26 protein-coding genes, 3 tRNA genes, 1 rRNA gene and 1 pseudogene are annotated in these 25,606 nt (G+C 54.7%); 8 read left to right on the forward strand and 23 right to left on the reverse strand.

The window, feature by feature from the left end; translation table 11 throughout:
* Nucleotides 1–148: 148 nt before the first annotated feature.
* From HP566_RS15580 to HP566_RS15605, 6 genes are all read right to left on the reverse strand, one after another.
* Nucleotides 149–973, reverse strand: coding sequence for a PFL_4669 family integrating conjugative element protein (locus tag HP566_RS15580; RefSeq protein ID WP_249978199.1), 825 nt, complete (start codon nucleotides 971–973; stop codon nucleotides 149–151).
* Between the two features lie 134 nt (nucleotides 974–1,107).
* Complete coding sequence (locus HP566_RS15585) at nucleotides 1,108–2,490, reverse strand: STY4528 family pathogenicity island replication protein (protein ID WP_249978200.1); 1,383 nt, start codon at nucleotides 2,488–2,490, stop codon at nucleotides 1,108–1,110.
* The gene (locus HP566_RS15590) at nucleotides 2,478–3,104 is read right to left on the reverse strand and encodes a DUF2857 domain-containing protein (RefSeq protein WP_249978201.1); all 627 of its coding nucleotides are present in this window, start codon (nucleotides 3,102–3,104) and stop codon (nucleotides 2,478–2,480) included. The genes HP566_RS15585 and HP566_RS15590 overlap by 13 nt, the downstream gene beginning before the upstream one ends.
* The gene (locus HP566_RS15595; RefSeq protein ID WP_249978202.1) at nucleotides 3,101–5,014 is read right to left on the reverse strand and encodes a ParB family protein; all 1,914 of its coding nucleotides are present in this window, start codon (nucleotides 5,012–5,014) and stop codon (nucleotides 3,101–3,103) included. Before HP566_RS15595 ends, HP566_RS15590 begins: the two co-directional genes overlap by 4 nt.
* Before the next feature lie 45 nt (nucleotides 5,015–5,059).
* Entirely contained in the window at nucleotides 5,060–5,752 is a 693-nt protein-coding gene (locus HP566_RS15600) for a DUF2786 domain-containing protein (protein ID WP_249978203.1), read from the reverse strand.
* Between the two features lie 330 nt (nucleotides 5,753–6,082).
* Entirely contained in the window at nucleotides 6,083–6,952 is an 870-nt protein-coding gene (locus HP566_RS15605; RefSeq protein ID WP_249978204.1) for a hypothetical protein, read from the reverse strand.
* A gap of 170 nt (nucleotides 6,953–7,122) precedes the next feature.
* On the opposite strand from HP566_RS15605, the gene HP566_RS15610 reads away from it, so the two are divergent.
* On the forward strand, nucleotides 7,123–7,455 hold the full coding sequence (locus tag HP566_RS15610) for a hypothetical protein (protein ID WP_249978205.1): 333 nt from the start codon (nucleotides 7,123–7,125) through the stop codon (nucleotides 7,453–7,455).
* A gap of 222 nt (nucleotides 7,456–7,677) precedes the next feature.
* Here HP566_RS15610 and HP566_RS15615 read toward each other — a convergent pair whose 3' ends face one another.
* The 12 genes and pseudogenes from HP566_RS15615 to HP566_RS15670 all read right to left on the reverse strand — a co-directional run bounded on the left by HP566_RS15615 (nucleotide 7,678) and on the right by HP566_RS15670 (nucleotide 16,083).
* Nucleotides 7,678–7,902, reverse strand: a complete 225-nt coding sequence (locus HP566_RS15615) for a type II toxin-antitoxin system HicA family toxin (protein ID WP_249978206.1) — start codon at nucleotides 7,900–7,902, stop codon at nucleotides 7,678–7,680.
* Complete coding sequence (locus HP566_RS15620; RefSeq protein ID WP_249978207.1) at nucleotides 7,895–8,113, reverse strand: hypothetical protein; 219 nt, start codon at nucleotides 8,111–8,113, stop codon at nucleotides 7,895–7,897. The genes HP566_RS15615 and HP566_RS15620 overlap by 8 nt, the downstream gene beginning before the upstream one ends.
* Complete coding sequence (locus HP566_RS15625) at nucleotides 8,100–8,849, reverse strand: hypothetical protein (protein WP_249978208.1); 750 nt, start codon at nucleotides 8,847–8,849, stop codon at nucleotides 8,100–8,102. The genes HP566_RS15620 and HP566_RS15625 overlap by 14 nt, the downstream gene beginning before the upstream one ends.
* Entirely contained in the window at nucleotides 8,846–10,234 is a 1,389-nt protein-coding gene (gene dnaB, locus HP566_RS15630) for a replicative DNA helicase (protein ID WP_249978223.1), read from the reverse strand. Before dnaB ends, HP566_RS15625 begins: the two co-directional genes overlap by 4 nt.
* A gap of 10 nt (nucleotides 10,235–10,244) precedes the next feature.
* Nucleotides 10,245–11,113, reverse strand: a pseudogene (locus HP566_RS15635) (ParA family protein).
* A 96-nt stretch (nucleotides 11,114–11,209) separates the two neighbouring features.
* Nucleotides 11,210–11,285 (reverse strand) — tRNA-Thr (locus tag HP566_RS15640).
* 72 nt (nucleotides 11,286–11,357) lie between these two features.
* Nucleotides 11,358–11,432: transfer RNA gene (locus tag HP566_RS15645), tRNA-Gln, on the reverse strand.
* Nucleotides 11,433–11,438: 6 nt separating this feature from the next.
* Nucleotides 11,439–11,514, reverse strand: a tRNA-Phe gene (locus HP566_RS15650).
* A 195-nt stretch (nucleotides 11,515–11,709) separates the two neighbouring features.
* A complete protein-coding gene (locus HP566_RS15655) occupies nucleotides 11,710–11,985 on the reverse strand; it encodes an oxidative damage protection protein (RefSeq protein ID WP_249978209.1) in 276 nt (91 codons plus the stop codon).
* Between the two features lie 64 nt (nucleotides 11,986–12,049).
* Nucleotides 12,050–13,141, reverse strand: a complete 1,092-nt coding sequence (mutY, locus tag HP566_RS15660; RefSeq protein ID WP_249978210.1) for an A/G-specific adenine glycosylase — start codon at nucleotides 13,139–13,141, stop codon at nucleotides 12,050–12,052.
* A 126-nt stretch (nucleotides 13,142–13,267) separates the two neighbouring features.
* Nucleotides 13,268–15,601: an AsmA family protein gene (locus HP566_RS15665; protein ID WP_249978211.1), complete on the reverse strand. Its 2,334-nt coding sequence runs from the start codon at nucleotides 15,599–15,601 to the stop codon at nucleotides 13,268–13,270.
* Entirely contained in the window at nucleotides 15,601–16,083 is a 483-nt protein-coding gene (locus HP566_RS15670) for an acetyl-CoA sensor PanZ family protein (protein WP_249978212.1), read from the reverse strand. The genes HP566_RS15665 and HP566_RS15670 overlap by 1 nt, the downstream gene beginning before the upstream one ends.
* Before the next feature lie 204 nt (nucleotides 16,084–16,287).
* Here HP566_RS15670 and hisB point away from each other — a divergent pair, with 204 nt between their 5' ends.
* The 5 genes from hisB to HP566_RS15695 are packed head-to-tail and all read left to right on the forward strand — an operon-like array spanning nucleotide 16,288 to nucleotide 19,619.
* Complete coding sequence (gene hisB, locus HP566_RS15675) at nucleotides 16,288–16,881, forward strand: imidazoleglycerol-phosphate dehydratase HisB (RefSeq protein WP_249978213.1); 594 nt, start codon at nucleotides 16,288–16,290, stop codon at nucleotides 16,879–16,881.
* A gap of 52 nt (nucleotides 16,882–16,933) precedes the next feature.
* Nucleotides 16,934–17,575 carry an imidazole glycerol phosphate synthase subunit HisH gene (hisH, locus tag HP566_RS15680; protein WP_249978214.1) on the forward strand — a complete coding sequence of 214 codons (642 nt, stop codon included), beginning with the start codon at nucleotides 16,934–16,936 and terminating at the stop codon, nucleotides 17,573–17,575.
* A gap of 11 nt (nucleotides 17,576–17,586) precedes the next feature.
* A complete protein-coding gene (hisA, locus tag HP566_RS15685; protein WP_249978215.1) occupies nucleotides 17,587–18,333 on the forward strand; it encodes a 1-(5-phosphoribosyl)-5-[(5-phosphoribosylamino)methylideneamino]imidazole-4-carboxamide isomerase in 747 nt (248 codons plus the stop codon).
* Nucleotides 18,330–19,103: an imidazole glycerol phosphate synthase subunit HisF gene (hisF, locus tag HP566_RS15690; protein WP_249978216.1), complete on the forward strand. Its 774-nt coding sequence runs from the start codon at nucleotides 18,330–18,332 to the stop codon at nucleotides 19,101–19,103. Before hisA ends, hisF begins: the two co-directional genes overlap by 4 nt.
* Nucleotides 19,104–19,112: 9 nt before the next feature.
* Nucleotides 19,113–19,619 carry a hypothetical protein gene (locus HP566_RS15695; RefSeq protein ID WP_249978217.1) on the forward strand — a complete coding sequence of 169 codons (507 nt, stop codon included), beginning with the start codon at nucleotides 19,113–19,115 and terminating at the stop codon, nucleotides 19,617–19,619.
* Between the two features lie 19 nt (nucleotides 19,620–19,638).
* On the opposite strand, the gene HP566_RS15700 is transcribed toward HP566_RS15695, so the two are convergent.
* Nucleotides 19,639–20,241 carry a YjaG family protein gene (locus HP566_RS15700; protein WP_249978218.1) on the reverse strand — a complete coding sequence of 201 codons (603 nt, stop codon included), beginning with the start codon at nucleotides 20,239–20,241 and terminating at the stop codon, nucleotides 19,639–19,641.
* A 113-nt stretch (nucleotides 20,242–20,354) separates the two neighbouring features.
* Between HP566_RS15700 and HP566_RS15705 the strand changes: the two genes are divergently transcribed.
* Nucleotides 20,355–21,047 (forward strand): type 1 glutamine amidotransferase, encoded by a 693-nt coding sequence (locus HP566_RS15705; RefSeq protein WP_249978219.1) that lies wholly within the window; start codon nucleotides 20,355–20,357, stop codon nucleotides 21,045–21,047.
* Nucleotides 21,048–21,059: 12 nt separating this feature from the next.
* On the opposite strand, the gene selD is transcribed toward HP566_RS15705, so the two are convergent.
* From selD to HP566_RS15720, 3 genes are all read right to left on the reverse strand, one after another.
* Nucleotides 21,060–22,097, reverse strand: a complete 1,038-nt coding sequence (selD, locus tag HP566_RS15710) for a selenide, water dikinase SelD (protein WP_249978220.1) — start codon at nucleotides 22,095–22,097, stop codon at nucleotides 21,060–21,062.
* Between the two features lie 63 nt (nucleotides 22,098–22,160).
* Nucleotides 22,161–23,531 carry a DNA repair protein RadA gene (gene radA / locus HP566_RS15715; RefSeq protein ID WP_249978224.1) on the reverse strand — a complete coding sequence of 457 codons (1,371 nt, stop codon included), beginning with the start codon at nucleotides 23,529–23,531 and terminating at the stop codon, nucleotides 22,161–22,163.
* Nucleotides 23,532–23,641: 110 nt separating this feature from the next.
* A complete protein-coding gene (locus HP566_RS15720) occupies nucleotides 23,642–24,094 on the reverse strand; it encodes a copper resistance protein NlpE N-terminal domain-containing protein (RefSeq protein WP_249978221.1) in 453 nt (150 codons plus the stop codon).
* Nucleotides 24,095–24,289: 195 nt separating this feature from the next.
* Between HP566_RS15720 and hisC the strand changes: the two genes are divergently transcribed.
* On the forward strand, nucleotides 24,290–25,351 hold the full coding sequence (gene hisC, locus HP566_RS15725; RefSeq protein ID WP_249978222.1) for a histidinol-phosphate transaminase: 1,062 nt from the start codon (nucleotides 24,290–24,292) through the stop codon (nucleotides 25,349–25,351).
* A 129-nt stretch (nucleotides 25,352–25,480) separates the two neighbouring features.
* Here hisC and rrf read toward each other — a convergent pair.
* Nucleotides 25,481–25,596 (reverse strand): 5S ribosomal RNA (gene rrf, locus HP566_RS15730).
* Between the last annotated feature and the right edge of the window lie 10 nt (nucleotides 25,597–25,606).

A 25,606-nucleotide genomic window follows, 5' to 3' on the forward strand; every position in this document is an offset into this window, starting at 1 on the left:
GCCATAGCTCATCTACCTGATCGCTGTGAGCACATTCCTAAGTAAACTCTATGGCAGTGCCATAGCTCATCTACCTGATCGCTGTGAGCACATTCCTAAGTAAACTCTATGGCAGTGCCATAGCTCAGCCACCTCGTCCTGCCTGGGGTTACTGCTTATCTACTGAGTCAACGTCTTCACCTTCCAGCGGCTCATCGTTCAAATCCGCATTCAGATCCAACTCACCGTCACCCGGTGCCTTCGCCTGGCCTTTCCCTGAGTCAACTTTCTTACTTGCAGCGGAAGACATTCTTGCTGTTGCAGACTCTGGTTTATGGATCCGCGGGGCAAAGGGACTGCGCAACGTCCCCTCCAACACTTCCTTGGGCAACTCTCCGTACTTCTCACGCGCCTCACGCGCTTTGGCATTATTGGCAGCAAAATCGTCACGAGTGACGCCGCTATAGCCTGGATAACGCTGCGGGTAAGCACACATCCCGCGCATGGTTCGATTGGCCTGACGCAAGAGATTAAAAGCATCGTCACGTGAGATAAACGAGGTATGTGCAGCCAGTAGGATATTGCGAGCTGCACGATCGAAGTCTGCCAGCAGGGTTACGGCAAGCCATCCCTGTTGTCCACCGGTATACACCTGGGTCGTGAACGGTTTCTGGTTTATGTTCTCTTCGATGGTTAGTTCGTCAGGTATGTGATTTAACACCCGTTCGGATTCGGCCATGAGCACGTCCAGGGCTTCACGGACATCCTTCAGCTTTGCGTCGATCTGGAGCATCCAGTGATCAGCGTACGGGTCGTCACGGGTCACGTTGCGCTGAATGGCACCTGTTAAAAAAAGGAACTGCCGCATGCCAATAATCTGGGGCTTGCCTGACTCCACGCCACGCCCCCACCACAGCCGGGCAGCATGGTAGGTGTGTAAGGTCAGAACAATCTTGCTACGCAGTGCCCCCATTGAGTTAACGTCTACAGCCATATCCAGTCTCGCTTTCCGTTGAGTTCGCTCGACACTGCCCCGTCGTCATACCGTGAACCAGCAAAAATCTTAATGCCGACTGAGTGTAAATAATCGGTTGAGCAATCCCCTTGGGTTACTTGCTATCGCTGCGGCTATCGTAGCGCCGGTGGCAACTTATCCCGTTTGAGTCCCAGCGCCTTCATCATCTGCTCCCGTGCTGCACGAGCGACCTGCTTCGATTGTTGCTTCTCTTCGTCCGTTACCGTTGGCTGCGGCGAATACGGTGTGTCAGTTTGGGCTAACGGTGACGTTGGTGTTGATCGGGGTCCAGGTGTTCCAGATGTGGCCTGGATGTACCGCTGGCCCCGCCGTTCGGCTTGTTGCTGTGCATGCTGTGTCGGCCGGAATTCACCTGCAGCCGCTCGTTTGATCAAAGTGTGCAGCAAGCCCATGGGGCTGGAGCTTTTGCCCTCGGCTACTTTGCCTGCCGTCTCGTCAAGCACGGCCTGTTGTAGATCGAATGCCAGCCCCTCAAGGGCACGGAGGATCGAACGCCGTTCTCCAGATGGGACTTCAAGCTTGTCAGACCAGAATAGTTCCCATGTGCCACTGTCATGATTCTGGCTACCGTTACAAGTACGTAAGTTATTATTACTACTACGTACTGTAGTAAGGGCAGAGTTCGCTATGGGAACTAAGCGATAAGTGATTGATTTTAGACTTAGTTCGCTCTGAGAACTGGGGATGGTTCGCGCTGGGAACTGCCTTGGTTCGCTCTGAGAACCAAGGCCTAAGTTGTTGTTTCTGGGCTTAGTTCGCGCCGAGAACTCAGGGGAACCGTTGGAGAACTGGCCTGGTTCGCCCTGGGAACTGGGCTTCGGCTGCATCTCCTGGAATCGTCGCGCCCGTCGGTTCAGTAGATCCATTGATCGTGGAGTAGCAGGTGCTTTGCGGCTCTCGATGGTGTACCCCTGCTTCAAGAGGTCGATACGAACCGCTTCTGCCACTTCTCTGACAGCTCGGTTGCTGTGCCGCAGGGACATCTCCACAAACGTGAAATACTCTCGGTCGAGGATACTGGCGTCTGCGGGATTCACCGGTTCATCATGCAGCACGTAAACGTTGCCGATCACGCGTCCGTTGGTGGCGTGGCGTGCCCGGTGGCTAAGGCTCAACCAGCGTGTGAGTCGCAGGATGGCCATTACTCTGGCCACCGTACCTCGTGAAGCCTGGGTGCCAATGCTGCTTCTGAGGAGTGGCTGCAGTTCATCGTAGCTCGGGAACGCCGTGGTTCGGTCTGCATTACACAATAGTCGAATCATCTGCCAACCCAGAACATCGACCGCCCCCAACCGGCGGTCGAGTAATAATCCTCTCGGTACGGTCTCATGGACATTGCCCAGAAACACAAGTCCATCGGCATGTTCGTGTGCACCGTCACCATGCTCCAACGCCGAGGCGTGATGGCCTCGGCGTTGGGTGATGGCCGATGCAGCACGACCGACGAGAATTTCCCAGTCTTCTATGCGCGACATGCTGTACCTCTTGATGTCAGGTCACTCTTGTGTGGGGCTTCCTCGTCAGGGTATTTCGCTGGATCAGCATTCACCCAGCCTTTGACTAAACTCCATATCGCTGTCAGGGTGAGGCCGGTCTCCTCTGCCAACGCGATCATGCCGGTCAGATCCTCTGGGGCGCGAAGCGGATCCTTGGCATCCGATGAGATCGCTTGCCAACGGTGCCAGGCTTCGTGTTCCTCCTCTTCCGGGGGGAGTGCCTGGCGGCCTGGTCGTGTCTCCAGGTTGAGCATGAGGCGGCGTGTCGAGACATCGTTTGGCGTCAAGCCGAAAAATGTCGCCATCATTGCGACACTGGCACCAAGCTCAAGGCAACGGTCAATCTGCCCTTCGCGGTCTTGATCCTGTGTGAGACGACGGATCCTGGCATGGAGCATTTCGTGATCAACCTGGAACCTGCATATTGTCTGCTTTTCTCTCGCCAGCTCCTCCAGGTCGCTGGCCGACAGGCGACGCAGCTCACGGAGTTCGCCTTCGGTAAAGCCCAGCGATTTGGCACGGCTCATATTGCCCTCGCGGATGAAAACAATGGCCTGGTTGAGAATGGCAAACGTCACGGATTGACTGCTCATAATGCGTCCTCCTCATACTCTCCATACCGTTTGAGCTCTTCGCGAAGGACGCGGGCCAGCCGTACCATGCGATAGAGACGTACCAGCAGATCATCCGGCAGCGCGTCCTCGTCACTGCAGGTGCCCAGCAGCTCCCCCACCAGCGCTGCATCGGGGTACATCGGATGAAGTGGCTCACCAGCCAGACAAGCCAGCAATTGCCACACTTTTTGTGCTCGGGGACTCTGGGCCTGTTCATCATTCAATGGCTCCAGGTGGAACCCCACTCCTTCTTCCGAAGGTTGTACCGGGTAAAACTCATCGCCGGGTCGGCAGAAACCCGCCCAACGAGCAAGACCCTGCGCAAACTGGTTGATCTGCAGGCGCAGGTTATCCGTATCCAGATACTGCGGTTCGACTGTCCAGATGTCGGTAATCGGATGGATGGGGCCACCGTCAGGACCATCGCTCATCAGCGGGATGCTGCGTATCGCGCTGGCCTCAAAGTTGATAGGCTCCCCACCGTTCTGACGAGCCAGCATCTCGCGCAGATTTCGATGCCCTTCCGATTCGCGTACCGGCGAGAGGGTCTGATCCGCAATACGCTGCTGCCGCTCCTCTTCGGTCAATGCCTCGCCTACCCACTCGGCGCCACTCTCTTCATGCTCATCGACAAACGGTGCACTCGCCTGGCTGGTTGATCCCAGTGGCGTAGCGACTTGCTCTGTCAGAGAGGCATTCTCTTCCTGCAGCACCTCGATCTGACGGCGAAGTTCATCGAGCTCCTGGCCGCCGGAAGTACCATCGCGATCTGTTTGCGGGCTGGCCGTGGTGGTGGGCGAGACTGTCTCGGGTTCCTTCGCTCCGGTCGGTGCCTGAAGGGGGGCGCTTACTCCCTGCAGCTCTTGGGACGTGAGTGTTTCTTTATTGTCTTTCGGTTCCGGCAACGGCGGGTATAACGTCCCGGGGATTCCTTCGCGACGGCCCAACTCGACATCCAGCGGCCCCCAGATCTGATCCCGATGCTCATCCAGAGAGTAGCGGCGTTGGCGGTATTCCAGAATCGTGCTCAGTGCATGATCAAGAGGGGCCAAGTGGACCTGCATTTCGGCCTCAAGCATGCCCAGCAGGCGGTCTTCGACAATCGACCAGGGCAGGACATCCTGATCCTCACGATCAAACGGGACCATGGTCTCGTGCCAGGCCACGTCGAATGCCTCCTTCGGTTTGACCTCGCAGTAATCCCAGATCAGTTGGGTGGCTTCACGGTAGCGGATGGCTGTCTTGACTTGAGGTCGTCCCATACCACTTTGCAGCGTCAGGGGTAGCGTCGGCCAGAGGTGTTCGAGGGTATAGAGCATACGGCTGATATGGCTCTGATCAATCGCATAGCCCAGCGCCTTGGCCTGGCGAGCCAGCTCACTCTGCGACAGTGGCTTGTTAAGGTCTGTTTCCAGTTCCTGTTTCAGCGCCTGCATGCCCAGGCACTTGTCGATCCAGCTCAGATCCCCCCGGGTTTCGTTCTCGCTGAGATGGCCTGCCATGGCGGCGGCTTCGGAAATCCAGGGGCGATAAATGGCGTGGAAACGGTAGAACCGCTCATCCCCCGTCTCAGCATAGAGCTCTTTCATAATCTCCAGGCGCGTGTTGCCGCCATCGGAGATCATGTACTTGTCGTCACCCGGACGCTGGGTCAGCACCGGGGGATGCTTCAACCCAGCGGCGCGGATCGATGCTTTGATCTCGTCGAACTTGGGGTTGCGCTTACCGCGCGGATTGCGGTCATAAGGGCGCACATCATCAAGCGTCACCTCAATGCCCATTTCCCTCATGGGCGCCCCCAACCGTGTCACCGGCTCACGATTCAGTTTTGGACCAGGCTGTTGCAGCTTTTTGACGATTTCTTCCTGCGTCATATGCTTTTTGCTCATAATAAGGTTCCCTCCGCTGTTCCTTCCGCGACGGCGGCAATCGTGCTATCCATGGCTCAGTTCCTCCCGGCGAGTCGCGGCGACGCCCGCAGATAAACGGGCCTTACTGCCAGCGTGGTAGCCGACAAACACGGCATGTTGATCGTGCTGCTTTAATGCTTTGTGCTCGCGGGTCTGCAGCGACTCAAGCTCGCCATAACGGAACTCCCGATATTTGCGATGGAGCTCTCTCACTTCGTCAGTTAGTGCCAGCGGAGTTACTACCGTATACGCTCCGGCAACCCACGCTTCTGCAAACGCATCGCCACGGCGAGTTTTGGTCTCCCGCTTGAGACGCTTGTTGAGCGTCTTCTGGAAAGCGCGACGGTCACGAATGAGTTGCCTCTGTAGAACCACATAGGCATACGCAGCGACCTGGACGGCGTCCTTTGGGCCGACAAATTCGTAGCGTCCGCAAATACGAATGCCATCACGACGAGTGGAGTACACAGTGGAAGTACCAAACACCCGATTGATCAGTTGAGCAAGTTGCTCCAGATAGCGCGGTGGTTTTTTGCCCGCTGCGGTACTTGCATTCGCCATATCGAAATCAGCCAATGCAAGATCCTCCTGGTTGACACCGTATTGGGCCATCAGCGCTTGGGCCTGACGCAGGGCAATGCCAGCCTCGTTGTCGTTGGCACTGTTCGACAATGCTAAGCAGCGCTTGATTTTGCGCATCACGCGATCAGGGATCATTGGGCACCTCCTGCTCTGGAGGTGCCCACGAAAGGGTGCCGGGCGCATCCCGTGGTAGATTGATGGGGCTCTAGCAAAGCAACCTTCAAACTACTGGCCAAAGGAGGCCCGACATAATGGAAAAGATGGAAACCCAGTTCTCCGTGACGTGTGAAATTGTTGATAGCGATATCGAAGTACCCAGTGGTCGGGGGTACGCCGTTATCCCCATTTCTGGGAGCCCGCCAGTTCTTCCACGCGAAGGTGAATTGTTTGGCATGAACACCAACGTTGCTGATCCAACGAGTCCATGCAGCGAATGGCATCGGGTCAAGAGAGTGTTTCATCATTTCACTTACCCTCAGGACGGCGATCGTCCCATTTGCTATCACCATGTAACCTTGCTGCTAGAACATGATGAACGTGATCAGGAGTAATACTTAGCCTTGTCAGGAGGGTACGGAACTCCATATAGGCCTGCATGAGCCATTCCCTCGGCTCGTGCGGGACGGAAGACGTATCCAGTGTCGTCTCTGCATATACCTCACCGAGTTCCCACTCGATGTCCTCCGTTGGTGCTGACGGAGACTCCTGTATCATCAAGTCACTCATAACATCGACCAGAAAGGCCAATTGACGCCCGGCAATATCTGGCTGAACCAGAAGCTTCTTCATGGCATCAATGGCCCTTAGGGGAGAGATCCAGAGAATCGACATGGCAGACAAAAAGTCACGATAGGCAATGCGTCTCCAGATGCCTTTGGAGCGTGGGGTATTGGCATTCTTCACCAGGATTTCTTCAACCCATGTCGTACCGTGAATACTCGAATTGAGAGCATTCAAATCATCTGCATTTGACAGACCCGCGTACGCTTTCAATAAGACTTCCACCGTCGGTGTGAACACGTCATCTATTGAGAAGGAATGTCTGACCGCAGCAAAACCGGCTTGTGCGTTAGTTGGAGACCGCTCTGGGTCATCCTGTGCACTCTCCTCACGGCGTGCTTTCTGCCAGGCGGCATGTAGACCTGGTATCTCTATACGCGCCTCAATCAGCTGCTTGATGTCGTATGCTGCACAGCCGTCCAGGTCGTCACCGGCGAATATACCAGCAGCCCTCAGTATCTCCTCAGCCTCAACAGGACAGGATCGGGCGATCATCCCAGCGGCCAGCACCATGCCCTGCAGTCGGCCTAGATCAAGTAGGTGTTCATCTTTCATCGAACACCTCCATCGCGCTCAGCACGGCGTAACAGGGCAATCGCATTGAGCGTTGCCCTCTGGCTATCACTGGGTGTGCAGCTGGTAAAGACGGTAGCGCATCCCGTGGTAGATTGATGGGGCTCTAGCAAAGCAACCTTCAAACTACTGGCTAAAGGAGGCCCGACATAATGGAAAAAACGGAGAACAGTGACAATCCGCGCATTCGCTATCGCGTGAAATACCTTGTTCAAGACGACAGCGGTTACTGGGTGCCAGTCCCCACCTCTGATCCAACGTTGAACTACATCGTCTACGCAGAAGGTGAGACGATGATCATTCCCCGTATGGGGGAAACCGTATCCTTTCCCAGTGATATCGTGACTCACTGCCCAACACCCCATTATCGCGTTCTTGACGTTATTCATGAGGTGGTTCCTTCTGCTGGACAGGTGGCGTTTCACTCGATTCGTGTTCACGTAGAACCGATTGAACCTGCTCTGGCGTCAGACCCAGCACGTTAAGGCACTCCCGAACTTCCCGATAGACGCGGATTAACAGCTGCTCCTCTGCGATTGAGGGCTGATGGAGCAGCGCCCACCGGGTCGACAAACTCAGTTCATCCTCTGGAGCTGGCCATAGCTGGCCGACGTATGCCTGTAACAGTGCAAAGGCGGCTTTTGAAGTCGCCTCATCAGCCGCTGGGTACCGGCAGTAATATTTGGTAGCTGTCAGTCGTTGATCCATCAGTGCAGCTCCTGTGCATCGCGCTCAGCACGGCGTAACTGGGAAATCGCATTGAGCGTTGCCCTCTGGCTATCACTGGGTGTGCAGCTGGTAAAGACGGTAGCGCATCCCGGCTTGGTCAGGCGGATGTGCCCACCTCGCGTACGGCTGACCTGCCAATCGTGCGACGTGGCGTAGCGGATGACTTTCTCAATCCCCTTGGTACTACGTGGCTGACTAGCCATGCCGCACCTCCTTGAGCAACTGCTCACTGAGGCTCATCTGGTCACGAAACAGATCGAGCTGCCCTTCGAGACTCTGAATCAATTGACGACGCTGCGCACGTAGGGCACGGCACTCTTGTTCGAGCGCCCTCAACTCTTCACGCCGGGCCTGCAAGCGAGTCTCTAGCTCCTGGATCTCCTGAATCGGATTGAACGTCTCAGAGCGCACCATGATGAGATCCTCCCGGTAATGCCGGTCGTTTGCACCGTACAATCTCCAGGGCCGCTTCCAGGGTGTCAGCCTCTCCCCACCGGGTGGGTGTGCTATTGCCAGTGCGGCCATCAAGGCAACACACGTCAAAGGCCTGGCCATTAGGGAAGCGTTTATAGCTCTCCATACCCCCTGCAAGTTCACGCGTAATAATGTAAGGGCGGTTCCACCAGTGTTTTTTCTCAACAAGTGTGAGTTCACCAGGCTCCTGATCATCGAAACTCGCAGGCAGTATCGGGTTTAGCAGAACCCCCTCATGACATGCCTCTGCGCGGTACCTGAGTGGGGTGGAGTCGAGGGGAGAAACTGAGTTGAGCTTGATCTTCTTAAGAGGTGCCATCGGCGGCTGTCCCTTCTGTCGAAGTGCATCGAGCTTACGCTGAAGCTGATGATCGATGAACTGCTGCACCGGGAGAGCGGTTGCCGGGATATTCATTTTGTGACTTTTGAAGATGCTACTGATCGTTTCATTGTCGTCTTCAAGCAATACGTGAAACCAATTCGGCGCTGTATCACGAGGCAGTTCATCCGCTGCGATCGCCTCCTGCAGAGCGTTCCCATCCACCCATGCTATGGATTCATCAGGGAAGATTCGGCAAAAATCGACCTGAACCCATAGTGTATGAATCTGTCGGTTATCCGACTCGAACCAGTCGTAGATCAAGGTCGAAGGTTGGCTGAGTGTGACCTCTTTCATGACCACCCCTCCTGGTGTTTCCACTCCAAAGATTCGAATCGTGTGCACTCACCCAGGAATGTGAAATGCACAGTACCGAGAGGGCCGTTGCGCTGCTTCGCAAGAATGAGTTCGGCGAGGCCAGTGTTGTCGGGATCATCGGGGTGATAGACCTCGTCGCGGTAGACGAAGCCAATCATGTCTGCGTCTTGCTCGATTGCACCGCTATCACGAAGGTCAGCCATCACTGGACGCTTGTTAGGGCGGTTCTCCACTGCCCGGTTGAGCTGAGAAAGAGCGATTAACGGACAGTGCAGTTCTTTAGCGACGCCTTTCAAGATTCGGCTGATAGCACTAATTTCAAGATTCCGGTTTTCGCTATTGTTCTCCTCCAGAAGCTGCAGGTAATCGACCAGAATTAGCGAGGGCGCTCCATGACGACGAGCCAAGCGGCGAGCCCTCGCCTTCAGAGTCGAAGCAGAAATCCCCACAGAATCATCAATAAACAGCCTACCTTCCAGCTCCTTGATACGCAGTGTCGCTGCTGCCAGCTTCGACCAATCCTCACCTTCCAGGTCACCGGTACGCAGTTTCTGCAATGAGATACGCCCAACACTGGCCAGCATGCGCAGCATTAACTGATCTTCTGGCATTTCAAGTGAGAACACGAAGACCGGCCCGGAAGCAGTGGTTGCTTTGGAGAATAAAGCGTTTTCACACAGCCCGAGTCCGAAGGCTGTCTTACCCATACTGGGACGTCCCGCGATGATGATCAGATCACTAGGCTGCAAACCAGCTGTCATACGATCCAGATCCAAGTACCCCGTCGGTACACCCGTCACACCGCCATCGCTTTGGCAAGCAGCATCAATTTTGTCGACAGCTCGGTTGAGCATGTCGGTGACGCTGCTGAGCTCATGGCCACCACGCTCCTCAACGATGCGGAAAAGCGCCTGTTCGCCCGCTTCGATGATCGACTCGGCGGTCTGCCCAAGAGGGTTGAGTGCCTGGCGATTCATGTCAGCTGCGGTTTGAGCGAGCATCCGCAATTGATAGCGGTCGCGCACAATCTCAGCGTACGCAGCGATGTTGCGGGCTGATGGGGTGTTGCGTGCCAGCTCAGCTAACGATGCCAGGCCTCCGGTAATGTCCAACTGATTCTTGGCCTCAAGGACCTCGGAAACCGTGACAACATCCAGCGGCTGATCGTGTGCTGACAGTTCGCGCATGGCGTCGAATAACATACGATTGGCAGGATGGTAGAACATCGGGGTGGTGATCACGTCAGCGATCTCATCCCACATGTGATTGTCGAGCATCAGACCACCTAACAGAGAGTGCTCGGCCTCAATTGAATGCGGTGGAAGTGCTTCCAGAAATTGGTCTTGTGGCGGCATTGGGATCATCTCAATCGGATCAATGGCGTTCATTTGCCAGCCCTCCCAATGGTCCACTCACCGGCATCGACTTGATGGCGTCTACCCAGTCTGGATTGAGTTCGCAGGCAACAGACTTGATCAGATCCGCACCGGCAGGTGTCACTCGTTTGTACGGCTTTGTAGGCTCAAAACGGTGGATCGGTTCACCTGCAGCGCCGGCCATTTTAAATGCGGACAGCATGCGAAAGGCGCTATCCAGCACACGAACGGATCGCCCCTGATCATCGCTAAACATGCTGCGCAAGGATTGCGCGACTTCCTGAGAGTTACGGGTTTCGTCCAGACGGTTGAGTAGCAGTGATAAAGGAGGGACAGACAGAGAGGTGTAACTTGTCAGTTGCTCAAGTTCACCGAACATGCCGAGAGTGCCACGCACGAATTCACGTGCAGACAGCACATCAGCTGTGACGGGAGATAAGGCATGGTCAGCAGCGAGAGCTGCCGCTTCCATGGTAATGGAACGGGCACCTTGGGTATCGAGCAGGATGACGTCGTACTCGGCCAGCGAGCCGGTTTCGAGTAGCTGAGAAAGTCGAAAGCGCCCGTCGGGAGCACTGAGCAGCAGTTGAGGAAGTTGCCCCTGATAATCATTGGAAGCTATCAGGTCGAGCCCATTGATCACGGTATGCGAGATGATTCTCTCAGCGCGAGTCTCGCTGAGGGCCATCAGCTCATAAACGCCGCCTGGGGCTTCGTGGGAAAGGGGGTAGTAACTTGAAAGGGTCGGCTGACTATCGAGACCAGCAGCACCCGCAGGCCTGCATCGGCTAGTAGTCCGCCTAGATTCGCAGTAGTAGTGGTTTTCCCCACCCCACCTTTGGTTGATAATACGGCTATGATACGCATGCCAAATTCCCCGTCTCTATGGAAAGATCGGAGGAAAAGCACTAATCGACATGTCTTCGAGAATCGTCAAGTCAAACGCTTTTTAACCACTTTTAGTGGTGCCGACACCAGGAGTCGAACCCGGGACCTACTGATTACAAGTCAGTTGCTCTACCAACTGAGCTATGTCGGCGCTTCACGTTTTCTTGAGAAAATGACTGCATTGCTGTTAGGCTTTGCAATCAACAAGAAATCTTGTTGGCAATGGCTGGGGTACCAGGATTCGAACCTGGGAATGCCGATACCAAAAACCGGTGCCTTACCACTTGGCGATACCCCAGCAGTGTGGTGGCCAGAGACGGAATCGAACCGCCGACACGGGGATTTTCAATCCCCTGCTCTACCAACTGAGCTATCTGGCCGCTGCCAACGGTGCGTATTAAACTAGAAACACCGCTTTTCGTCAATACCTTTGTGAAACTTTCTTGCTAGTCACATGGTTAGGGCAACTCTCAGGGTAATCATCGTTTAGCAAAAGTCACCTCTGGTATGGCTCTGTATGCCTGCCTTACCCCATCGCACTATCTCATCACGACCACTCTCATCACAGCGACTGCTTAGGCTTGCGTAGGGGGAACATACCCTTCCGCTTGATCAGTGGCTTCGTTATCCAGGAAGCGCTGCATCTGTTCCATCAGGTAGGCGCGCGCTTCGGGTTCCAGCATGTTGAGGTGCTTCTCGTTGATCAGACGGGTTTGCAGCGCTTGCCACTCTTCCCAGGCTTGCTTGGAGACAGTGGCCTGGATCTCCTGACCTTGCTTACCTGGCAGTGGAGGAAATGGTAGAGCAGGCAGCTCCTTTTGGTACTTACGGCAAAAAACGGTATTACTCATGGCATACTCCTTTCTTGTATAGGCAATCGGGTCGCTTGGGCCTGGTAGGTTTGAACAGTGGTTATCAAGGCCCTGGCGTCAGATGTAGCGCAAAGGGAGTCAGTTGGCTAAGCAGCAACTTTACCGGTGCCGCCAAGCCTAACGCAGGTGGATGGTTAACGTCATACCATACGCCTTTCTCTCTTACGCCGTTTATCCTTTCGCAGTTGACTGGCTGAGGCGTAATCATCAACCGGAAATGACTGAAGGTATGGGCAAAAGCGGGCAAAGGCGTCTGCCACTCTGGCTGGCTTGTGTTATTAGTGAGCCAGTCGTTCAGTGCCCGCTGGTTTTCAAACTGAGGAAGACACCATAAACCACCCCATAGACCACTTGGTGGTCGCTGCTCTAACCATACGCGCCCTTCTCTGTCGCGCAGCAATAGCATAATGGTTTCCCGGGTAGGCAGCGTTTTCTTTGGCTTCGATTCGGGGAAGCGCTGTGGTTCCCCCTGTTGGTAGGCACTGCATACGTCGTTGAATGGGCAAATCATGCAATCTGGCCTGCTGCGCTTACACAGTGTTGCCCCAAAATCCATCATCGCCTGGGTGTAGTCGGCCAGCCGGGTATCAGGAGTGTAGTATTCAGCAAGCGCCCAAAGTTTACGTTCTACGGCAGGTTTACCCGGCCACCCGGATATAGCGTGAAGGCGAGTGAGTGAGCGCTTCACATTGCCGTCTAAGATGGCTGCCCGGTATCCAACACTCTGAGCAATGATCGCGCCAGCGGTAGAACGGCCAATCCCCGGCAGGGCCATTAGCGTCTCAACACTCTCTGTTGGCAAGTCCCCACCGTGGCTCTCCAGTGCCACTTGGGCCGCTTTGTGGAGATTGCGGGCACGGGCGTAGTAGCCAAGCCCTGTCCAAAGGTGGAGAACCTCGTCCTGAGGGGCGTTAGCAAGTGCTTCAAGGGTTGGGAAGCGTGTCACAAAGCGCTCGAAATAGGGAATGACAGTGGTGACCTGGGTTTGTTGAAGCATAATTTCCGAAACCCATACCCGATACGCACTGCGAGGAGACTGCCAAGGCAAGTTATGGCGCCCATGCAGATCGAACCAGGAGAGCAAACGGCGTTGAAATTCTTCAGCCGTTAAACACGGCGTCGGCATATCAGCCATACGGATTCCTTAAAACAGTAAAGCAGCATGATGACGTCACCCCACAAAGGATCTTATCAAGAAGGTTATTGACGCGAAAAAAAGCGCCGACATAAGGGCCGGCGCAGAACTGACGTGCATGGATGCTCAGTTAAACAGACGACGAATACCTTCACGAAGTTCCTGACCTACTCCTTCACCAAGACGTTCGTCCAACTGGTCCAGGGACTCACCAAGACGCCCCTCCAGCTCTTCTTCCACACGGCTTCCGGCTTCGCTGCGCAGCACATCTACCACGGAAGCTTGAAAGGCGGTGCGATCAAAACGGCACCACTGCGTGTTCTCATCGCCTACATGCCCTTCACACAGAACGGGTAGCGGAAGCTCTGCAAACCGGGGATTTACCTGACAGGCAGCGTCTGCCGTATCTACCAGACGAGCATTCGCCCGGGTGACAAAGTTCATACTGGCAAGGTCAAACTCACCCTCGCCCTGAACATCAATACCCGGCAGCGTAATCAGCAAATCCTCACTGGTTACGACGCCATTACGCACCAGGAAGGTGGCATCAAAGCGCTCAAAACGGGTATCAGGATGCCAGTCACGCACAGTGCCTTCCCCTTCCAGTTGGGCCACCAGTTCACACATTTCCCGGGAGATGTTGGTCTCTAAAATAGCCCCTTCATTTAGTCTGGCAGTCAGCTCTCCATTGAGATTACTGATAAGCACATCACGGCCATTTCCTTGCGTAGTTAGTGCGCCTTCCAGATTGAAACGCCCCCGTAGCGGAGAGTCTTCTTCACTAAAGGATTCAATCAGTGGTGCCACCTGCACATTACGGATATGAGGGGAAAGCTGCCACTCAAGCACGCTGCCGCTGGCATCCAGGCGACCAGTGGCGCTGAGCTGCCCATCATAAAAGCGCGATTCGAATGCCGACAGCTGATGTATACCCTCGTCTCCCTGGAGCTGTAAACGCGTGTCACTAAAGGCCAGTCCGGCCAGTTGGAACTGGTCAAGACTTAACGTCCCATCAAGGGAGAGCGTACTCAGCCACTCTTGCGGCAATAGCGCCTCTTCAGTTTGGGCAAAAGCTTTGCGTAACATTCCGCGGCTGGCCTGCGGGGCCTCGATGGGTCCAGGCAGGTAGTGGTCCAGATTCAGTTGATCGCCTGAGAGGTTAAAGGCCAGCCGTGTACCGTCCAGCGCTGCAGACGCTTCTCCGGTAAAGGTACTGCTGTCAACCACCAGGGAGAGGCGCGGTAGAGCCACCTGATCCATGTTGCCCTCAATGGGGCTGGTCATGGCCACATCGCTTAACGCCGCCTCGCCGGCGGTATTAAGCGTTACCCCCGCACGAGAAAGCCAGGGCCGTAGGGTAAATGGCGCAGCAGTAATTTGACCTCGGTATTGGGGGTTATCCCGCAATTGCTCAATATTCAAGTGACCACTGACCCGGAGGCCATCGGGCCCAGTAAGTTGAGCATCTGTCAGTTGGGCGGTTTGTGCGACCCAGTCACTCTCCAAACCAAACACAAGAGAGAGTGCAAGGCTGCCCTGCCAGTTATCAGGGTTGCGTAGGCCCGCTTCCAATACACCTTCGCTAACACTGATCTGTTGTTCATCCATTCGGGCAACAATTTCTGCCGCTTTGAGGCTTAATTGCTGTGGTGCTTCCTCATTAGCACGGTGCGTACGGGTGGTGAGCTGGGTATTTTCGAAGGTTAAACGCTCTTCATCCAATCCCAAACGTAAACGGGTTTCCAGGTTGACTTCACTGGTTAACTCAGGTGCGCGTTCCAGGGCTTCCGCATCCAGACGATTATGCTTGGTGAGCGTGAACATCGCCTTTAGGGGGAAGGAGCGAACGGGGTTCACATTACTACCCGAGATGTTCAGTGGCTGCACACGCCATAGAGATTGGTTTTGTTCATCACGGAAACGGATATCCGCATCTTTTACTTCTACGCTGGCGATATTTAGCACCACCGATAGGCTGCCGGCATCCGCATTGGGGCCGGCACTGGCGGGAGCCAGCACAGTCTCTGCGGTCTCATTGCTTTGCTCAGCCAGGCGCTCCAGCAACGGTTGCCAATTACCCTCACCATCTGAATTGCGCACAAGATTTAAGCGCATACCATCAAGCGTTAGCCCGTCAACGGCAATTTCACCACGCAGTAGCGGTGCAAATGCCACACTGACTTCCGCACGCTCAATGGCCGCAAAGGCGGTGTCAGCGGGTGACTGCTCTGGCAGCCATGCCTGTGCCCGTTCGACGCTAACACCAATACGCGGGTAAAACGACCAGGTGATGGGCCCCTCCAAAGCAAGGTTAAGGCCGGTTTGCTCTTCCACCACCGCCGTCAAACGGGGCTTGAAGTCCTCAGGGTCTAAAAAGGTGGTGACATACACCACGGCGGCCACTGCTACTATCGCCAAAATACCAACCGCGGCTAGAAAAATGCGTAATAACTGTCTCATTACCCTTTCCCTTGTGGGTCTAGCTCAACAAAATCACTGGTAGCCGGAGCCTCCGGCTCAGAGGGGTGTTCATTTGCCACTGGCCGATAGCCAAGTTTTGACAGCAATACACGGTCGGCCAGCGGCAGCGAAGCAGTTTCAATCCGCAGTACTCGGCCTTCCTTTTTTGCTTGCTCCCCTAACAGCGCCATCAACCGTGTCCCGACGCCTCGCCGCCGCGTGGTTTTCCGAACGCAGAGCTCCGATAGCCACCATGCACGATCATCGGCCTCCTGCACAGCCACTGCTCCTAGCAGCCGATCATTAAAATGTGCGCAGGCAAAATAGTGCTGCCTTTTTAGGTGCCGCTCAATGAACGGCAAGACGGTTGGGGTGGGCATGCGCTCCTGGGGCGCATCCTCATAGATACGTACCAGGTCTATCCGCACCTGATCCTCTGCCTCCCAACGAGCCTGGTCGACATACTGCAGTGTCACCGGCATGGTGAAATCCTCTTCGCCAAGGCAGCTAAGCTGCTATTCTACCGCCACAACAGGCGGCTACATTTCGCGCATTGTAGCGGATGGGGACACCGATTCTCTATAATGGTCGCTTTGACCATAGATTATGCCTTGATTGAGCGGTGGTGACGTCGCCTATGTTCCACCGACACTTCCTAACGTGCGCCCCAGCGCAGGAGATGCAACATGTCAGCGCGTATTGCCACGGTAAGCCGTGACACCAACGAAACGCAGATTACGGTCAGCGTCAACCTTGATGGCGAAGGCCGTCTCAGCTGTGAAACCGGTGTCCCGTTTCTGGACCACATGCTTGACCAGGTAGCGCGGCATGGAATGGTGGATCTGGATATCCAGGCAACAGGAGACCTGCATATTGATGACCACCACACCGTAGAAGACCTGGGCATTACCCTGGGTCAGGCATTTCATCAGGCCATTGGCGACAAACGCGGCATCTATCGTTATGGCCACGCCTATGTTCCGCTTGATGAAGCGCTGTCACGGGTGGTGATCGATTTTTCCGGCCGTCCGGGTCTCTATATGAATGTCGATTTCACCCGCGATACCATTGGCCGTATGGATACTCAGTTGTTCTGGGAGTTCTTCCAGGGGTTTGTTAACCATGCACGCGTAACGCTGCATATCGACAACATAAAAGGCTTTAATGCTCACCACCAGGCTGAAACTATTTTTAAAGCCTTTGGCCGTGCGTTACGCATGGCGGCTGCTGAAGATCCACGTATGGCAGGCCAAATGCCGTCCACCAAAGGAAGCTTATAATGTTGAGCGTTGCTGCTAGCGGCTACTCGTCCACCATGATAAGGAGCGCTTCATGACCATTGCTGTTATTGATTATGGAATGGGCAACCTGCACTCTGTGGCGAAAGCGCTTGAACACGTCACCCATGAAAATGTCATTATCACCCGTGACCCACGCCGCATTCTGGGCGCTACACGCTTGGTTCTTCCCGGCCAGGGCGCTATTCGCGACTGCGTAGGCGAGCTGGAACGTACCGAGTTACGGGGCCTGGTGGATGATATCCTGACGCGGCAGGCAAAACCGCTATTAGGCATCTGTGTGGGTCAGCAAATGCTGATGGAACGCAGCGAAGAGAACGGCGGAGTAGACTGCCTGGGCTTTTTTAAGGGCAGTGTGGATCGCTTCCCGGCCGATATGCGCGATCAACACGATCAGCGCCTGAAAGTCCCCCATATGGGCTGGAATCTGGTGTCGCAGCACCACGAACACCCGTTATGGGCAGGCATTGACGATAACGAGCACTTCTATTTCGTTCATAGCTACTTCGTTAATGCAGCCGACGACACTCAAGTGTTTGGTACCACCCAGTACGGCAAGGTCAGCGCCCATGTAGCCATTGGCCGCGATGCAACTTTCGCCGTGCAGTTTCACCCGGAAAAAAGCTCACGTGCAGGCCTGCGTCTGCTGGAAAACTTTGTCACCTGGACGCCCTGAGAGGTTTCACTATGTTGGTAATTCCCGCAATCGATCTCAAAGACGGCCAGTGTGTTCGCTTGAAACAGGGCCGGATGGAAGATGCAACCTCCTACGGCGATGACCCCGTTGCAATGGCTGCACGCTGGGTAGCAGCAGGTGCACGCAGACTGCATCTTGTAGACCTGAACGGCGCCTTTGAAGGTAAACCTGTCAACGGTGAAGCAGTAACGGCCATTGCCCGCGCTTACCCTGACCTGACCATTCAAATTGGCGGTGGTATCCGTTCGGCAGACACGATTGAGCACTATCTGAACGCTGGTGTCTCCTACGTCATTATTGGCACAAAAGCGGTGAAGGAGCCGGACTTCGTTGGTGAGATGTGCCGTGCCTTTCCTGATCATATTATTGTTGGCCTGGATGCCAAAGATGGCTTTGTGGCCACCGATGGCTGGGCTGAAGTCTCCACCGTAAAAGCCACCGAGTTAGCCAAGCGCTTTGCCAATGATGGTGTTTCCAGCATTGTCTACACCGACATTGCCCGAGACGGCATGATGCAGGGAGTGAATGTGGAGGCCACCGCAGCCCTTGCCAAGGAAGGTGGCCTGCCAGTTATCGCCTCTGGCGGTGTCACCAACCTCGGTGATATTCAGGCGCTGTGTGATGTTGCCGACAGCGGTATTCTGGGCGCTATTACTGGCCGAGCCATTTATGAGGGCAGCCTGGATGTGGCGGAAGCCCAGCGGCTGAGCGATCAACTCACCGGAGGCAGCGCATGAGTTTAGCCAAACGCATTATCCCCTGTTTGGATGTCGATGCCGGGCGCGTGGTGAAAGGCGTTAACTTTGTCGGTATTCGCGATGCCGGCGACCCCGTTGAGATCGCCCAGCGCTATAACCAACAGGGTGCCGACGAAATTACCTTCCTCGACATTACAGCGAGCCACGAAGACCGGGCAACCACCGTCGAGATGGTAGAACGCATTGCCGGAGAGGTGTTTATTCCCCTCACCGTTGGTGGTGGCATCCGTAGCTGCGATGATATTCGTACCATGCTAAATGCAGGCGCGGATAAAGTCTCAATCAATACAGCAGCAGTGACCAACCCAGAGTTTGTGCGTGAAGCTGCTGAACGCTTTGGTAGCCAGTGTATCGTGGTGGCAATTGACGCTAAAAAAGTCTCTAAAGAAGGCGAACCCGAGCGATGGGAGATTTTCACCCATGGCGGGCGCAAGCCAACGGGGCAGGATGCTATCGAATGGGCCAAAAAGATGGTCGACTTTGGTGCAGGCGAACTACTGCTGACCAGTATGGATCGAGACGGCACCAAAATCGGTTTCGACCTGGGAGTCACCCGCGCCATATCCGAAGCAGTCAGTGTTCCCGTTATAGCGTCCGGGGGAGTGGGCAACCTGGACCATCTGGTGGATGGAGTGCTGAAAGGCGGCGCCGATGCGGTACTGGCGGCCAGTATTTTCCACTTTGGTGAGTACACGATCCCCGAAGCCAAGCGCTATATGGCGGAACGTGGCATCGAAATGCGGCTTTAGGAGTTTGACATGCCTCGCGCTTATCCATGGATTGGTGGGCTAACGGGGATTTGGCTGAGCGCCTCTGCCTCAGCCTTCTCTCTGCCAGACTGGCCTCCCGCACTTGAACTCGATTACACCCTGGTGCAAACCAGCCTGTTGACGCGTCATTTCGACCCGGACCCAGAGCACACCAATCAACAGAACCTGGTGAGTATCGAACTACATAACCCCGACCGCTGGCTAACCGGTACCGCGTGGTTCAAAAACTCTTTCGACCAACCTACCTGGTACTTCTATGTAGGGCGTGAATTCCCCCTTGGTCAGCTTACCGATGACATTAATGTCAGAGCTAAATTTACCGGCGGTTTACTACGTGGCTATAAGGATGAGTTCCGCGACAAAATCCCGTTTAACCGCTATGAAATAGCCCCAGCCGTACTGCCCAGCATTGGCATCCAGTGGGGGCGTTTTGAGTCGGACCTGATCGTTTTTGGTACTGCTGGAATGATGGTGACGGCTGGTCTGCGTTTCTAACCAGCCCCATGGGGTTGCGCTAGTTGTTCTCCTCATCCAGTGTTAGGCCCAAATTACTAATACCGTTGTTACGCCCTAACTGACGAATCTCTTTCAGTGTGGTTTTGTTCATTGGCTCGCTGACGGCTTCCAACACGGCGTCCTGGAAGTCGTTCTCATCGGCCATTAACGGATGGTCGCGAATGATCAGCGCAAGCGTCTGGGCATCCTCTTCACCTTCGGTAAGCTCAATAAAGGCACGTACGCCCGCGCGGGAGGTGCGGCTTACATCCAGCACAGCCTCAGGGGACTCCCCTTGCAGCGTATCCAGCAATGCTGATACGGATACCACCGCATCTAACGCCCGGCGAGCACCAAAACTGTCATCCTCTTCAGGCGGCTCGCAGTCAGCGAGTTTTTCTGCCTGACGGGCAAAATCAATACTGGCATTAGGCACACTCAGGCGCTCCCACACCAAATTAAGCACAGTACGCAGGGTATGCCCATCGCCATAACCTGATGTTTGTTCATACAGCGCATAGTTGGGCAGCAGACGCTCACACAATGCTGCCATAAATGCCTGTTGGGCGGGCAGCGACAGAAGCTGGAGCCGCTGATAAAAGCCTAAAGGTTTTGCCACCATGCTGATTTCCTGGGTCACGATATTGGTGAAATGAACACGATACGTTATCGTCGCACAAGCGCTACCGATATCTTTGGCAGCGCTGGATTTAATCGGCCGGCGAGGAGATTACCATGCATATTCATCTGCTACAGCACGGCCCTGACCATGGCCCAGCCCGTCTTACCGACTGGTTAGAGAGTATGGGCCATAGTTACACCGTTTTTCATCTTTACGCGGGCGAACTTACCCCGCGTCCCGGCGAGTGCGATGCACTTATTGTACTGGATGGACCCGAGCTGTTGCTCAACGAACCGCCTGGGTGGATCAAAGCTGAGCGCAAGCTGATCAATCGCTATCTTGATGGCCAAAAGCCTGTCCTGGGTATCGGCTTGGGAGCGCTATGGATTGCCGAGGCACTGGGGGCGGTCGTTGCCCCTGGCACCTACCCCGAAGCCGGCTGGCACCAGGTGATACTGGCACCAGACAGTAGCTTCGACCTCCCCGAGCAATTTGAGGCCTTTATGTGGCATCGCCATGTGTTCAGCTTACCTGATAACGCGCTGCCTTTAGGGGGTAGTGCAGCAGCGCCGTTGCAGGGGTTCTCCTGGGATGCCGGGCGAGTTGTGGGCTTGCTCTGCCACTTGGAAGTCACGTATTCAAGCGTGGCAACGCTGCTTAATAGTGGTGAGCGTTTACCATCAAAAACTACCACGACAGACCGTTTTCTACAGGCCAACGAGCAAATTCTTGAAGACCCAGCCCGCTATCATCGCCTAGCGCCACTACTGGACCGTGTGATGACTCAGTGGCTAAAGACAATTTAGCCACTGACTTGGCTACCCCACCACCTCGATAAGTTCCTTACCCTGAGCTCTCTTTATAACCCCAAATGGCTCAAGGGTAAGGCCATGCTCTCGTCCGATACGCTCAACATCATCCTCCCAGGCAGGGTCCACACTAAACAGCAAGCCACCCGATGTCTGGGGATCACACAGCCACTGCCAATGGGCTTCATCCATCAATGGTAATGCCTGCCCTAATAGCTCATGGTTGCGTAAAGCACTTTCAGGCACCGCTCCTTGCCGACGATATGTTTCGGCCTCAATAAGGCGGGGCAAACGACGAAAATCGATTCGTGCCATGACACCGCTCGCACGGCACATGTCAGCCAGGTGACCCGCCAAGCCAGACCCGGTAACGCCGGCCATGGCATTCACCCCTTTCACCTTTGCCAATTCAATACCGATAGTGTTGGGCGCCAGCATCGTTTCCCGTGCAAGCCCATGATGGCCAGCCGCAAGCAAACCGTTCTTTTCAGCAGTAGTGAGTAACCCGACACCCAACGGCTTGGTTAAAAACAGCAAATCGCCGGGTTTGGCGTCACAATTCAGCTTTAGTGTTTCCAAATCCACCAAACCATTGACCGTCAAGCCAAACAGTGGCTCAGGTGCATCAATGGAGTGTCCACCGGCAAGCGCGACACCCAGCTCCCGACATACCGCCTGGGCACCGGCAATAACGTCACCTGCCACCTTTGTGCTTAGCTTATCCAGCGGCCAGCCTAATATCCCTAACGCCATCACCGGCTTGCCGCCCATCGCGTAAATATCACTAATAGCATTCGTCGCCGCAATCCGGCCAAAATCGAAAGGATCATCCACGTTTGGCATAAAAAAATCGGTGCTAGCCATCATTCCACGACCATCGCCGAGATCATAAACCGCAGCCCCTTCATGTCCCAGGTTACCCACAATGAGCCGCTTATGCCCTGCATCGGACCCCGCTTTAGCGAGGATACTATCCAGCACATCAGGGTCAAACGTGCAGCCACTACCAGCGCCCTGGCTGTATTGGGTTAAGCGAATCGAGTTCATGGCGTCTCTCCTTGGACGGTGAAATAGCAGCTTAATGGCCAGCCACTATAAGAATAGCTCACGTTACAGGGCCTCAAGTGCATCGCTCAGTTTATCAACCGGGATAACCTCCATTCCCCTGGGAGACTGCTTAGGTGCGTTGGCACGAGGAACAATCGCGCGTAAAAAACCGTGTTTGGCGGCCTCAGCAATACGCTCCTGCCCACTGGGCACAGGACGAATTTCCCCAGACAACCCCACTTCTCCAAACACCACCAACTCTTTGGGCAAGGCACGGTTCTGTAGACTGGACACCACTGCCAATAACACAGCCAGATCAGCACTGGTTTCCAGTACTTTTACCCCCCCCACAACGTTAAGAAACACATCCTGGTCGCCGGTAAATAGCCCTCCATGGCGATTAAGCACGGCCAGCAGCATCGCTAATCGGTTTTGATCCACGCCCACCGCTACACGGCGTGGATTACCCAAAGCAGACTCATCCACCAAGGCCTGCACTTCCACCAGAATAGGGCGAGTCCCTTCCCATACCACCATCACCAGGCTACCTGGCGCCTGCTCTTCCTGGCGCGAAAGAAAAATCGCACTGGGGTTTTTAACCTCTTTCAGGCCCTGTTCCAACATCGCAAACACGCCCAACTCGTTCACTGCTCCGAAACGGTTCTTCTGGCCTCGCAGGGTTCTAAATCGTGAATCAGCCCCGCCCTCCAACAGCAGTGAAGCGTCAATCATATGTTCAAGTACTTTAGGGCCCGCCAGGGTGCCATCTTTCGTGACATGCCCAACGAGCAGTAAAACGGTATTGGTCTGCTTGGCAAAGCGTGTCAGCGCCGCTGCCGACTCCCGTACCTGAGCAACACCACCCGGCGCTGAGCTTATGTCTTCCAGGTGCATGGTTTGAATTGAGTCGATCACCAGAATCTCGGGTTTTTCCCGCTCAGCAACGGCCAAAATGGTTTCAACGCTGGTTTCTGCCAGCATTTTCAAGCCATTGGTGGGCAGCTGTAAGCGGTGCGCCCGCATGGCGACTTGCGACAACGACTCTTCCCCGGTGACATATAAGATTTGCCGTTGCTGAGCAAGTTTGCAGGCAGTCTGCAAAAGTAGTGTTGATTTACCGGCACCGGGATTACCGCCAAGCAGTACCGCTGAACCAGGCACCAGGCCACCACCCAAGACACGGTCAAACTCAGCAAAGGTTGAGGTCAAACGAGGAACCTCGCTTAAATCCACATTGCTGAGATCCACGATATCTCTGGAAAGGTCTCCAGCGTAACCAGCCCTACCTGTAGTGGCACTGCCGCCAGGGCGTGCACTGGCGAGACGGATTTCACTTAGCGTATTCCACTCCTGGCAACTGCTACACTGGCCCTGCCACTTCCGATACTCCGCACCACATTCGGTACATACAAAGGCACTCTTTGCTTTTGCCACCGCCATTTTACTCCTGTCCAGGCCAACACTGATCTTACGACAACGTCTTTCATCATTGAGTAGAAATGCAAAAGGCGGCCATTGGCCGCCTTTGAGCGTCGCGTAACTACTTATTGACGCTGTAACTGCAGCATCTCGCCATTTTCAAAACGACGGCGCTCGGGGTCAATTAACTCCAGAGTACGCTCGTTAATACGCATGAAGTAGTAAATTTGACCATCACCATCTGGTGTAAGCTCATAAACCGTTGCATCCGGGTCAGACGGTGTGCCCGTTAGTACTTCCCAGTTACCAGCGTAGTTTTCATCCGGTGGCGTCTGTGGGTGGTTGCGATAGGTCGCCGCCAAAGTGAACGTTCTCTCCTCAGGAACGCTGGTTTCTTCACCCACTAAAGTCACATCCAGATCGATACCATCACAGTTACGGCAAGGCAGAGTACCTTGATAGTTAGCCTGTGCCCCGCTCACACCTGTCTCTTCGCGCTGATCCGTTGGGCCACCAGTTGCACAGCCCGCCAGCAGTGCCAACATAGCCGATCCGGCTAGCAAACTCCTAAATTGCATTGGGTGTCTCCTTATCGTGTTGGACATACATTTCTTTCGCGCGCTTATGACAGCATAACCGCTACAAGGTGCGGCGCCCACCCCCAGTAACTCAGCAATTGACCGCTTTGATTCGCAGGTATTAGAGGAATGCTTGCGCTCTGGCAATCATCAGGCGACCATGTCGTACCATGCTAGGATAATCAGGTTACCCCCATGAGCCAATACTGGAGCCCAGCCGTTAGGGAGCTTACCCCTTATGTGCCTGGCGAGCAGCCCCGTGAACGCGTTATCAAACTCAATACTAACGAAAACCCCTACCCACCGGCGCCTGGGGTAAGCGAAGCGCTGCGCGATTATGCCATCGATCATCTGCGCCTTTATCCTGATCCTACCTCAATGGCATTGCGCGTAGCGCTTGCAGACACCTATGGCGTCAGCGTTGAAGAGACATTCGTGGGTAATGGGTCCGATGAAGTACTGGCCTTCGCTTTCCAGGCGTTTTTCTGCCACGACGCGCCGCTGGATGTACCTACGGTTACTTATAGCTTCTATCCGGTTTATGCCAATCTATACGGCGTGACGCTGCGCAAGCATCCCCTCAACGCCATGTGGGAAGTCGATATCGATGCACTGGCCAAGGCGTCTGAGCGTAGTGGAGTTATTTTTGCCAACCCCAATGCCCCCACCGGACATGCCCATCCGCTAGAGGCCATCGAATCACTGCTGGAGCGCGTTACCGACCGGGTTGTACTGGTAGATGAGGCCTACGTCGATTTTGGCGCAGAGAGCGCAGTATCTCTGATTAGCCGTTATCCTAACCTGCTCGTTACAGGCACATTCTCCAAGTCACGCAGTTTGGCCGGTTTACGGTTAGGTTACGCTATTGGCTCGAAGGAGCTTATTGATGGCCTGCAACGGGTGAAGGACTCTTTCAACTCCTACCCCGTCGATAGTCTGGCAAGCCTGGTTGGGATTGCAGCACTAAAAGACAAAGCTCACTTTAACGCCTGCCGGGATAATGTCATCACAACCCGTGAACGCACACGTCAACGGCTGGAAACCCTGGGCTTTGAAGTACTACCTTCAAAAGCGAATTTCGTGCTTGCCCAGCATCCTGAGTTTGATGGTGCACAACTGTTTGCTGGCCTGCGTGAAAGGGGAATTTTGGTACGCTACTTCAATACTGATACTCTCAGTAACTTTCTGCGCATCACCATCGGTACCGATAATGAAATGGATAGCTTGATAGAAGCGCTGGAAGCACTCTGCCGCTAGTGGTTCCACTTCTACATACATCGCCCTATCTCCCCAAGAGGTAGGGCTTTTTTATGCCTTTCACTTCGTGAGTTTTTAAGACAAAAAAATCCCCCTGGGCGCATGCCCAGGGGGATTTTTAGTATAAATGCCTGACGATGACCTACTCTCACATGGGGAGACCCCACACTACCATCGGCGCTAAGCGGTTTCACTGCTGAGTTCGGCATGGAATCAGGTGGTTCACGCTCGCTATGGTCGTCAGGCGTAACAGGT

The sequence above is a fragment of the Vreelandella olivaria genome (assembly GCF_023507745.1).
Lineage (GTDB): Bacteria > Pseudomonadota > Gammaproteobacteria > Pseudomonadales > Halomonadaceae > Vreelandella > Vreelandella olivaria_A.

Excerpts from the sequence above, each read along its gene's own strand:
- HP566_RS15600 (WP_249978203.1), bottom strand. The coding sequence starts at position 5,752 with ATGATCCCTGATCGCGTGATGCGCAAAATCAAGCGCTGCTTAGCATTG.
- HP566_RS15625 (WP_249978208.1), bottom strand. The coding sequence starts at position 8,849 with ATGAAAGAGGTCACACTCAGCCAACCTTCGACCTTGATCTACGACTGG.
- HP566_RS15595 (WP_249978202.1), bottom strand. The coding sequence starts at position 5,014 with ATGAGCAAAAAGCATATGACGCAGGAAGAAATCGTCAAAAAGCTGCAA.
- HP566_RS15610 (WP_249978205.1), top strand. The coding sequence starts at position 7,123 with ATGGAAAAAACGGAGAACAGTGACAATCCGCGCATTCGCTATCGCGTG.
- HP566_RS15665 (WP_249978211.1), bottom strand. The coding sequence starts at position 15,601 with ATGAGACAGTTATTACGCATTTTTCTAGCCGCGGTTGGTATTTTGGCG.
- HP566_RS15620 (WP_249978207.1), bottom strand. The coding sequence starts at position 8,113 with ATGGTGCGCTCTGAGACGTTCAATCCGATTCAGGAGATCCAGGAGCTA.
- HP566_RS15590 (WP_249978201.1), bottom strand. The coding sequence starts at position 3,104 with ATGAGCAGTCAATCCGTGACGTTTGCCATTCTCAACCAGGCCATTGTT.
- HP566_RS15655 (WP_249978209.1), bottom strand. The coding sequence starts at position 11,985 with ATGAGTAATACCGTTTTTTGCCGTAAGTACCAAAAGGAGCTGCCTGCT.
- dnaB (WP_249978223.1), bottom strand. The coding sequence starts at position 10,234 with ATGATCCCAATGCCGCCACAAGACCAATTTCTGGAAGCACTTCCACCG.
- HP566_RS15605 (WP_249978204.1), bottom strand. The coding sequence starts at position 6,952 with ATGAAAGATGAACACCTACTTGATCTAGGCCGACTGCAGGGCATGGTG.
- HP566_RS15700 (WP_249978218.1), bottom strand. The coding sequence starts at position 20,241 with ATGGTGGCAAAACCTTTAGGCTTTTATCAGCGGCTCCAGCTTCTGTCG.
- HP566_RS15580 (WP_249978199.1), bottom strand. The coding sequence starts at position 973 with ATGGCTGTAGACGTTAACTCAATGGGGGCACTGCGTAGCAAGATTGTT.
- HP566_RS15615 (WP_249978206.1), bottom strand. The coding sequence starts at position 7,902 with ATGGCTAGTCAGCCACGTAGTACCAAGGGGATTGAGAAAGTCATCCGC.
- hisC (WP_249978222.1), top strand. The coding sequence starts at position 24,290 with ATGAGCCAATACTGGAGCCCAGCCGTTAGGGAGCTTACCCCTTATGTG.
- hisA (WP_249978215.1), top strand. The coding sequence starts at position 17,587 with ATGTTGGTAATTCCCGCAATCGATCTCAAAGACGGCCAGTGTGTTCGC.
- hisF (WP_249978216.1), top strand. The coding sequence starts at position 18,330 with ATGAGTTTAGCCAAACGCATTATCCCCTGTTTGGATGTCGATGCCGGG.
- selD (WP_249978220.1), bottom strand. The coding sequence starts at position 22,097 with ATGAACTCGATTCGCTTAACCCAATACAGCCAGGGCGCTGGTAGTGGC.
- HP566_RS15695 (WP_249978217.1), top strand. The coding sequence starts at position 19,113 with ATGCCTCGCGCTTATCCATGGATTGGTGGGCTAACGGGGATTTGGCTG.
- mutY (WP_249978210.1), bottom strand. The coding sequence starts at position 13,141 with ATGGCTGATATGCCGACGCCGTGTTTAACGGCTGAAGAATTTCAACGC.
- hisB (WP_249978213.1), top strand. The coding sequence starts at position 16,288 with ATGTCAGCGCGTATTGCCACGGTAAGCCGTGACACCAACGAAACGCAG.
- HP566_RS15705 (WP_249978219.1), top strand. The coding sequence starts at position 20,355 with ATGCATATTCATCTGCTACAGCACGGCCCTGACCATGGCCCAGCCCGT.
- HP566_RS15720 (WP_249978221.1), bottom strand. The coding sequence starts at position 24,094 with ATGCAATTTAGGAGTTTGCTAGCCGGATCGGCTATGTTGGCACTGCTG.
- hisH (WP_249978214.1), top strand. The coding sequence starts at position 16,934 with ATGACCATTGCTGTTATTGATTATGGAATGGGCAACCTGCACTCTGTG.
- HP566_RS15585 (WP_249978200.1), bottom strand. The coding sequence starts at position 2,490 with ATGTCGCGCATAGAAGACTGGGAAATTCTCGTCGGTCGTGCTGCATCG.
- HP566_RS15670 (WP_249978212.1), bottom strand. The coding sequence starts at position 16,083 with ATGCCGGTGACACTGCAGTATGTCGACCAGGCTCGTTGGGAGGCAGAG.